Source organism: Phenylobacterium sp. (assembly GCF_035276905.1).
Lineage (GTDB): Bacteria > Pseudomonadota > Alphaproteobacteria > Caulobacterales > Caulobacteraceae > Phenylobacterium.
Window position 1 is genome coordinate 1 of record NZ_DATELG010000189.1, and the last position, 6,798, is coordinate 6,798.

Below are 6,798 nucleotides of genomic sequence, written 5' to 3' on the forward strand. Positions count from 1 at the left end.
CGGCGGCGGGCGTCGCGGCGGTCTCGGCGGGCAGCGGCGGCGGCGCCAACAGCTCCGCCTTGGGTTCGTAGAGCAGGGCCGCGCCCACGGCGGCGCCGACGCCGACGACGGCCAGGACGGCGATGACCGCAACCGGCGCGCGGCGGCGCGAGGTCCGGCGGCGCAATTCTGCGCGCTCATACGTGCGGGCCTCGCCATTGAGGCGGAGCTCAAGCCCGTCCTTCGGCTCGCGTGCGGTCGAGGCCGCGAAGCCGGCGTAGGTGGTCCCGAGTATGGGGTCTGCGTTCTGCTGCGCCAACATCCTGCGGCTTCCCGTTACGGACTCTCAAATCGGCGACGCGGCTTTGGTTGCGTCCTCCGTCGGGGCAGTCCGAGTTAAATCGCATCTGTGTCCTGGGGTTCCTGCGCCTCCCAGCAAAGGACGCCCTCGACGTCCCAGTCCCAGCCGCCGAGCCAGGCGATCTCCCCCTCTTCGGCGCTGCGCCCGACCATCAGCGACACCGGCTCCGGAGAGCGCCGGCCCTCGGCCTCGGCGATCCGGCGGGCCGCCGCGATCGCCTCGGCGTCGCTGGCGTAGGGCGCCACGCGCGACCATTCGGCGCGCGGTCCGTTGCGGAGGAGGGCGAGCGTGTAGGCGCTGGGCATGGCGTCAGCACAGCCTCGGATGAAGGCTGAATTTGGGCCCGGGGGTGCGCCCGCAGGCGCTTTCGATCTGGCGGGCGGCCTCCCTGCGTCGACTGTTGTCAAGCAGCCACTGTGCGGTGCAATGACGGCCCACGCGAATGGAGCGAAGAGCCGGCCGATGAGCGTTGTTGCCGCCTATGTCTACGGCGATGGGAAGCGCCAGCACGCGATCGACCTCGCCGACCCGGCCAGCCTGGCATTGAAGACGGGCGAGTTCGCCTGGATCGGCCTCTATGAGCCGACGGCGGCCGAGCTGGGCATCCTGCAGGACCGCTTCGGCCTGCATCCCCTGGCCGTCGAGGACGCGCTGCACGCCAACCAGACGCCGAAGATCGACGTCTATGGAAACCAGCTGTTCGTCGTCGCCCGCACGGCGCACCTGGAGGAGGAGGAGATCGGCTACGGCGAAACCGACATCTTCGTCGGCGACGACCACATCATCACCGTCCGTCACGGCTCGGTGCGCGCCCACCTCGAGCTGCGCCAGCACCTGGAAGCGGCGCCCATGCACCTGCGGCACGGCGTCGACTATATCCTGCACGCGGTCCTCGATTTCATCGTCGACGGATATCTGCCGATCGTCGAGGCGATCGAGGAGGAGGTGCTGGCGATGGAGCGCCACGCGATTGACTCCTTCCTGAGCCGCGCCGAGATCACCCGGATCTTCAACCTGCGGCGCGAGCTGATCCGCTTCCGCCGCATCCTCGGGCCGATGGAGGAGGTGGCCAGCCGCCTCGAGCACCATGAGCAGCCCTGCATCGACGCGGAGGTCAGGCCCTATTTCCGCGACGTGCGCGACCACGTCCGTCGCGTCGCCTCGCTGACCGAGGGCTTGCGCGACGTCCTGGGCTCGGTGTTCGAACTCAGCACCCTCCTGGAGCAGCAGCGCCAGGGCGAAATCACCCGCCAGCTCGCCGCCTGGGCCGCGATCCTGGCGGTGCCGACCGCGATCGCCGGCATCTACGGCATGAACTTCGAGCACATGCCGGAACTGAAATGGAAATACGGCTATGCGGCCGTGCTGGGCGCGATCGCCGTGGTCTGCAGCTTTCTCTACGTGCGCTTCAAGCGGTTCAGGTGGCTTTGAACCGCTTTCACCCCGGACAGCCGCTGCACGGCAGCGAGGGGCTAGGTCCGAGCCCCGCCCTCAATGGCTGATGCGCGGCTTCAGCCTGTACTGGCCTTCGCGGAAGGAGTCGAAGATCAGGGCCGCCTGCGGATGGCCGACCGGTTGGCCGGAATCGTCCGGCATCAGGTTCTGCTCGGAGACGTAGGCGACGTAGGCGCTGTCCTCGTTTTCGGCGAGGAGGTGATAGAAGGGCTGGTCCTTCGTCGGGCGAAGCTGCTCGGGAATCGAGAGCCAGTACTCTTCGGTGTTGGTGAAGGACGGATCGACGTCGAAGATCACGCCGCGAAACGAATAGACGCGGTGACGCACGACCTGGCCGATTCCATACTTGGCGAATCGCGTGTTCATCGAAGCACTTTAAACCTTGGTTCTGACTGGGAGGTGAACACGATTCACGCCCCTGTGGGCGCAGGCGCCGCGCGCCTTCCGCCGCACGGAGCCGCTTGCTACAGTGGTCGGCGAAATCAGGCGCGCGCTCGTCGCGCGGCCTGCGAAGGACGAAAAGGCGGTCCATGACTGAGGCGCCGAGCGCGCCCGGCGCCCCGTTGCGTGGCCGGGTAAGGTCTTTGCGCGAGCCCCCGTGCTACGCGGCCCTCGATCTGGGCACGAACAACTGCCGGCTGCTGATCGCCACGCCGCAGGGGGCGGGATTCCGCGTCGTCGAGGCCTATTCGCGGATCGTGCGGCTCGGCGAAGGCCTGGCGCAGAGCGGGCGGCTGGGCGAGCCGGCGATGGAGCGGGCGCTGGCGGCCCTGAAGGTCAGCGCCGAGAAGGTCCGCCGGCGCAAGGTCGTGCGGCTGCGCGCCATCGCCACCCAGGCCTGCCGGATCGCCGAGAACGGACCGGCCTTCGTCGAGCGCGTCGCCGGCGAGACCGGCATCCGGCTGCAGATCATCTCGCCGCAGGAGGAGGCCAAGCTGTCGGTCGCCGGCTGCCTGGCCCTGCTGGACCGCAGCCATGACGCGGCCCTGGTGGTCGATGTGGGCGGCGGATCGACCGAAATGTCGTGGCTCGACCTGAAGGCCGCGGGCGGAGCGGAGATCCCGGCGATGCGCGCCTGGCTCTCGATCCCGATCGGCGTCGTCACCCTGGCCGAGCGCTTCCCGGAGGGCGAGGGCGCCAACGAGACCTGGTTCCGCGCCATGGTCGACACGGTCAAGGCGGAGATCGCCGCCTTCCGCCGGGCCGACGCCCTCAAGCCGCTGTTCGACGCCGACCGGGCGCACCTCATCGGCACCTCCGGCGCCATCACCAGCCTTGCGGGCCTGCACCTCGACCTGGCGCGCTACGACCGCAATCGGGTCGACGGGATCTGGATGACCCGCGGCCAGTGCGACGCCGCGGCCGATCGGCTGTTGGCGCTGAAGCCGCACGAGCGCGCGGCCCAGCCCTGCATCGGCCCCGACCGCGCCGACCTCGTGCTGGCGGGCGCGGCCATCCTGCAGGCGGTGCAGGAGCTCTGGCCCTGTTCGCGGGTGCGCGTCGCCGACCGCGGCCTGCGCGAGGGCATCCTCAATTCCCTGATGGCCAAGCGTGGCGGCCGCCGGCGTCGGCGGCGCGGCCGGGCCGGCGCCCCGCAAAGGGCGACCGCGGCATGACCGAGCCACCCCGCAAGCGCATGGTTCGGGCCCCCACCGGCGGGACCGACGAGGGGCGGCCGAAGCCCGCGCGCCTGAAGACCGCCAAGATGCGGACGCCCTCGCAGCAGGCCTGGCTGGAGCGGCAGGTCAACGACCCGTTCGCCGCCAAGGCCCGGGCGCACGGCTACCGCAGCCGCGCGGCCTTCAAGCTGACGGAGATCGACGACCGGCTGAGGGTGCTCAAGCCCGGCGCGCGGGTGATCGACCTGGGCCTCGCGCCCGGCGGCTGGACCCAGGTGGCGATCGAGCGGGGGGTGCGCGACATCGCCGGCGTCGACCTGTTGCCGGTCGATCCGCTGCCGCCGGCGCACATCCTGCAGATGGACTTCACCGACCCGGCCTGCGGGCCGAAGCTGATCGAGCTGCTCGGCGGGGCGCCTGACGTGGTGCTCTCCGACATGGCGCCCAACACCGTGGGCCACCGCCAGACCGACCACCTGCGCATCATCGGCCTGATCGAGACCGCGGCCGCCTTCGCCGTCGAGGTGCTGAAGCCCGGCGGCGTCTTCATCGCCAAGGCCTTCCAGGGCGGGGAGACCTCCGCCCTGATCGCCGAGCTGAAGCGCCACTTCGCCGAGGTGCGCAACTTCAAGCCCAAGGCCAGCCGCGCGGAGTCCTCCGAGGTCTATCTGGTGGCGACCGGGTTCAAGGGGCGGTAGGACGCCCCCGCCAATGGAAAAGCCCGGCCGCAGGGCGGCCGGGCCGAAGACAAGAGCCCGTGGGCGGAAAGCTCAGGCCGCCGCGGCTTGCATGTCCGAACGCCTGCGGGCGCGCAGCAGGCCGCCGAGACCGAAGAAGCCCATCAGCATCATCGCCCAGCTGGCCGGCTCGGGGATTGCGCCGGCCTTGAGCAGCGGTTGGAGCGTGCCCGACTGGGTGATGTTCGACGGATAGCCCGACTGGTCGAGGTTCCACAGCTGCAGATAGGTCTCGAGGTCGGTGTTGTGGTTCATCGGGACGAAGCTCGTGAAGGCGTTGCCCAACGTGTCGTGCCCGATGAGGATCTCCATGTTGCTGTAGTTCGCGTTGGTCCCGGGCGTGTCGCCTTCGTCCTCGTCCGTCCAGATGACGATCAGGCCGTTGTCCTGGAAGGCCTGCGACGCCTCGATCATGGGAACGATCTGGCTGAGGAAGTTGTCGCCCTGGGCGATGCCGGCGTCGTTGCCGGTGTAGTGCACGCCGTTGTAGGTGAAGCCGCCGGTGAGGGCGGTGTGCATGTCGTTGTACTGGTCGGGGGTGATCCAGTTGAAGTTCGCGACCGTGTTGTTGTTGAGGTCGGTCTGCAGTTGCTGCAACGGCGCGTAGTTCGCCGCGTTGTAATCGTCCTGGAAGAAGACGAACGGGTTGTGCTTGGCGGCGTAGTTGAACTGGTGGCTGCCGTTGTACGGGTTGGTGTAGGCCGCATTGGTGCCGGAGAAGTTCTGGTTCGGGACCGTCCACTGGTTCTGCGGCGCGATGGTGTTGGTCACGATGGCGCCGGTGTTGTTCCCGCCGGTGGTGTCGATGCCTTCCTGGTACGACTTCCAGGTCAGCCCGGCGTTGGTCAGCGACGTGCCCAGGTTCGGGGTTCCGGCCGGGAACAGGTTGCCGTTGGCCACGCTCGGCACGCTGTCGTTGAGCGGGCCGGTGATGCCGGAGACCTGCCAGATGTAGTTGGGCTCCGACGGGTGCAGGTCGGTGTTGCCGTAGATGATATTGTGATAGGCGCTCGAATAGGACGTGTACTGCGCGTTCGGGGCGCCCGGGGTGATCAGGCTGTTGATGTAGGGCGCGGCAGGGTTGCCGTAGATCGGGTTCAGGCCGCTCAGGTTGGTCCCACTCACGGTCGCGTTCTGGTTTTCCATGGCGATGACGAACACGTCGCCGATCGCCGCCTGGGCGCCGGTGGCGCTTAGCGAGAGCGCCATCGCCGCCGCGGAGGCGGACAGTAAAAGTTTCTCGAATTTCTTCATATTTCAGTCCTGTAATCTTTGAAGATCGCTGAGAGACCTTCAATGTTCATGATTAATGGCGCGGGACTGTTGTGCCGACGGATGTCAGGTCTGCGACGGCCTGATGGCGTCTTGGCGAATGTTCGGTCTCAGCGCGGTGACGGTCGCGCTCGCGGCGCCTACCAGGCCACGCAGTCCTGCCCGCTCTGCTTCAGCGTCTGACAGAAGACGTGGGCCTCGCGCCGGGTGGCGAAGCCGGCCACCACGCCGCGGTAGACCTTCTGCCCGCCGACCTGGGCCTGCACGACGCGGATCTCCACGCCCTGCTGCAGGGCCGAACCGAACCTGCGCTGCAGGCGGTCGAGCTTCTTGCGGGTGTCGGCCTCGATCGGCGAGCTTACGACCTGGACGGCGTTGGGGCCGGCCTTCGGGGCGGTGCGGACCGGAACCGGGCGCGCGGGCGGGGCGGCGGACGTCTTGGGCGGCGGCGCGGCCTGCGGCTCCGCCTTGGGGTTCCGCCGGGCCTGAGTGGGGCCGGGCAGGGTGAGGCGCACCGGCGCCAGGCGCGGCGCGACGGGTGCGGGCGCAGGTGCGACCCTGGCCTGGGCGGCTGGCGCCGGCGAGAGCGGCTTCGCCTCGGCGACGCGCATCGGCCCGCCGCTCAGCGGCGACTGGAACTTCGCGTCGCAGACCGCGCGCCAGGACGATTCGAGGATGGATCCGGCCTTTGGCCGCCGCCAGGCCGCATCGCCTGGCGACAGCGTCAGGCCGTCTCCGGCGCCGCGCCGCGTGGCGTAGCCGGTGGTGGCGCCGGCCCGCACCTGGCGGGCCTTGCAGTCGATGTCGAGCTGCGTCTCCCAGGCCAGCACCCCGCCACGGGCGACCGCCTGGGGCGTGATCGCCACCGCCCGCAGCCGCGCCTGGGTGCGGCCCTCGGTCATGGGCGTGCGTGCGACGATCGCCGTCGCCGCCGAGGGGCTGACGGCGACGACCTGTTCGGGCTGAAGGTCGGTCGAATCGCGCAGCCAGGCGTCCAGCGCCGGGCGGTTCAGGGCGGCGGGATAGTTGTCCTGGGGCTCGACCTGCGCCTGGGCGTGCGCTGCGCCGGCGAGCGCCAGGGCGACGGCTATTTGGCTGGCGCCTGCGATGAAGGCTCGGGCGGCGATTCGGGGGCGGCGGGAGCTTCCGGCGGCCCCATCCGATGCGGTTGCAGGGCGCCGTTGCGGAGCATCACGCCCTGCAGCTCCTGCATCTTGTTCAGCATCTCGGCCGCGCCGCGCGCTGACAGGACGACGCGACAGGCGGTGTAGGACCATTGCCGTGGCTCCGTCATGACGTGGCCCGGGCCGCTGTGGGCCGGATCGGTTCGCGTGACGGTAAACTCCATGCGCACCGTCCCGCCGTCAAAGAAAAG

8 protein-coding genes and 2 pseudogenes are annotated in these 6,798 nt (G+C 69.5%); 3 read left to right on the plus strand and 7 right to left on the minus strand.

The window, feature by feature from the left end:
• The coding region (locus tag VJS38_RS08785) for a hypothetical protein (RefSeq protein WP_324087773.1) at window positions 1-301 on the minus strand (301 nt) is incomplete at its 3' end.
• Window positions 302-375: 74 nt separating this feature from the next.
• Window positions 376-645: a hypothetical protein gene (locus tag VJS38_RS08790; protein ID WP_324087774.1), complete on the minus strand. Its 270-nt coding sequence runs from the start codon at window positions 643-645 to the stop codon at window positions 376-378.
• Between the two features lie 157 nt (window positions 646-802).
• Between VJS38_RS08790 and corA the strand changes: the two genes are divergently transcribed.
• A complete protein-coding gene (corA, locus tag VJS38_RS08795) occupies window positions 803-1,771 on the plus strand; it encodes a magnesium/cobalt transporter CorA (RefSeq protein ID WP_324087775.1) in 969 nt (322 codons plus the stop codon).
• Between the two features lie 60 nt (window positions 1,772-1,831).
• Here the strand turns inward: corA and hspQ are convergent, their stop codons facing one another.
• Window positions 1,832-2,161: a heat shock protein HspQ gene (hspQ, locus tag VJS38_RS08800; protein WP_324087776.1), complete on the minus strand. Its 330-nt coding sequence runs from the start codon at window positions 2,159-2,161 to the stop codon at window positions 1,832-1,834.
• Between the two features lie 164 nt (window positions 2,162-2,325).
• Here hspQ and VJS38_RS08805 point away from each other — a divergent pair, with 164 nt between their 5' ends.
• The gene (locus tag VJS38_RS08805; RefSeq protein ID WP_324087777.1) at window positions 2,326-3,411 is read left to right on the plus strand and encodes a Ppx/GppA phosphatase family protein; all 1,086 of its coding nucleotides are present in this window, start codon (window positions 2,326-2,328) and stop codon (window positions 3,409-3,411) included.
• Window positions 3,408-4,112: an RlmE family RNA methyltransferase gene (locus VJS38_RS08810; RefSeq protein WP_324087778.1), complete on the plus strand. Its 705-nt coding sequence runs from the start codon at window positions 3,408-3,410 to the stop codon at window positions 4,110-4,112. Before VJS38_RS08805 ends, VJS38_RS08810 begins: the two co-directional genes overlap by 4 nt.
• A 72-nt stretch (window positions 4,113-4,184) precedes the next feature.
• Here VJS38_RS08810 and VJS38_RS20990 read toward each other — a convergent pair.
• From VJS38_RS20990 to VJS38_RS08825, 4 genes and pseudogenes are all read right to left on the minus strand, one after another.
• Window positions 4,185-4,295, minus strand: a pseudogene (locus tag VJS38_RS20990) (PEPxxWA-CTERM sorting domain-containing protein); the annotation flags it as partial.
• Window positions 4,296-4,505: 210 nt separating this feature from the next.
• Window positions 4,506-5,405 (minus strand): annotated as a pseudogene (locus VJS38_RS08815) (alkaline phosphatase family protein); the annotation flags it as partial.
• Between the two features lie 158 nt (window positions 5,406-5,563).
• The gene (locus tag VJS38_RS08820; RefSeq protein ID WP_324087780.1) at window positions 5,564-6,325 is read right to left on the minus strand and encodes an SPOR domain-containing protein; all 762 of its coding nucleotides are present in this window, start codon (window positions 6,323-6,325) and stop codon (window positions 5,564-5,566) included.
• A gap of 185 nt (window positions 6,326-6,510) precedes the next feature.
• A partial coding sequence (locus VJS38_RS08825) for a hypothetical protein (RefSeq protein WP_324087781.1) occupies window positions 6,511-6,798 on the minus strand: 288 nt, incomplete at its 5' end.

What these genes read in the sequence shown, in the direction of transcription:
- VJS38_RS08820 (WP_324087780.1), bottom strand. Translation starts at nt 6,325, where the DNA reads ATGACCGAGGGCCGCACCCAGGCGCGGCTGCGGGCGGTGGCGATCACG.
- corA (WP_324087775.1), top strand. Translation starts at nt 803, where the DNA reads ATGAGCGTTGTTGCCGCCTATGTCTACGGCGATGGGAAGCGCCAGCAC.
- hspQ (WP_324087776.1), bottom strand. Translation starts at nt 2,161, where the DNA reads ATGAACACGCGATTCGCCAAGTATGGAATCGGCCAGGTCGTGCGTCAC.
- VJS38_RS08805 (WP_324087777.1), top strand. Translation starts at nt 2,326, where the DNA reads ATGACTGAGGCGCCGAGCGCGCCCGGCGCCCCGTTGCGTGGCCGGGTA.
- VJS38_RS08810 (WP_324087778.1), top strand. Translation starts at nt 3,408, where the DNA reads ATGACCGAGCCACCCCGCAAGCGCATGGTTCGGGCCCCCACCGGCGGG.
- VJS38_RS08790 (WP_324087774.1), bottom strand. Translation starts at nt 645, where the DNA reads ATGCCCAGCGCCTACACGCTCGCCCTCCTCCGCAACGGACCGCGCGCC.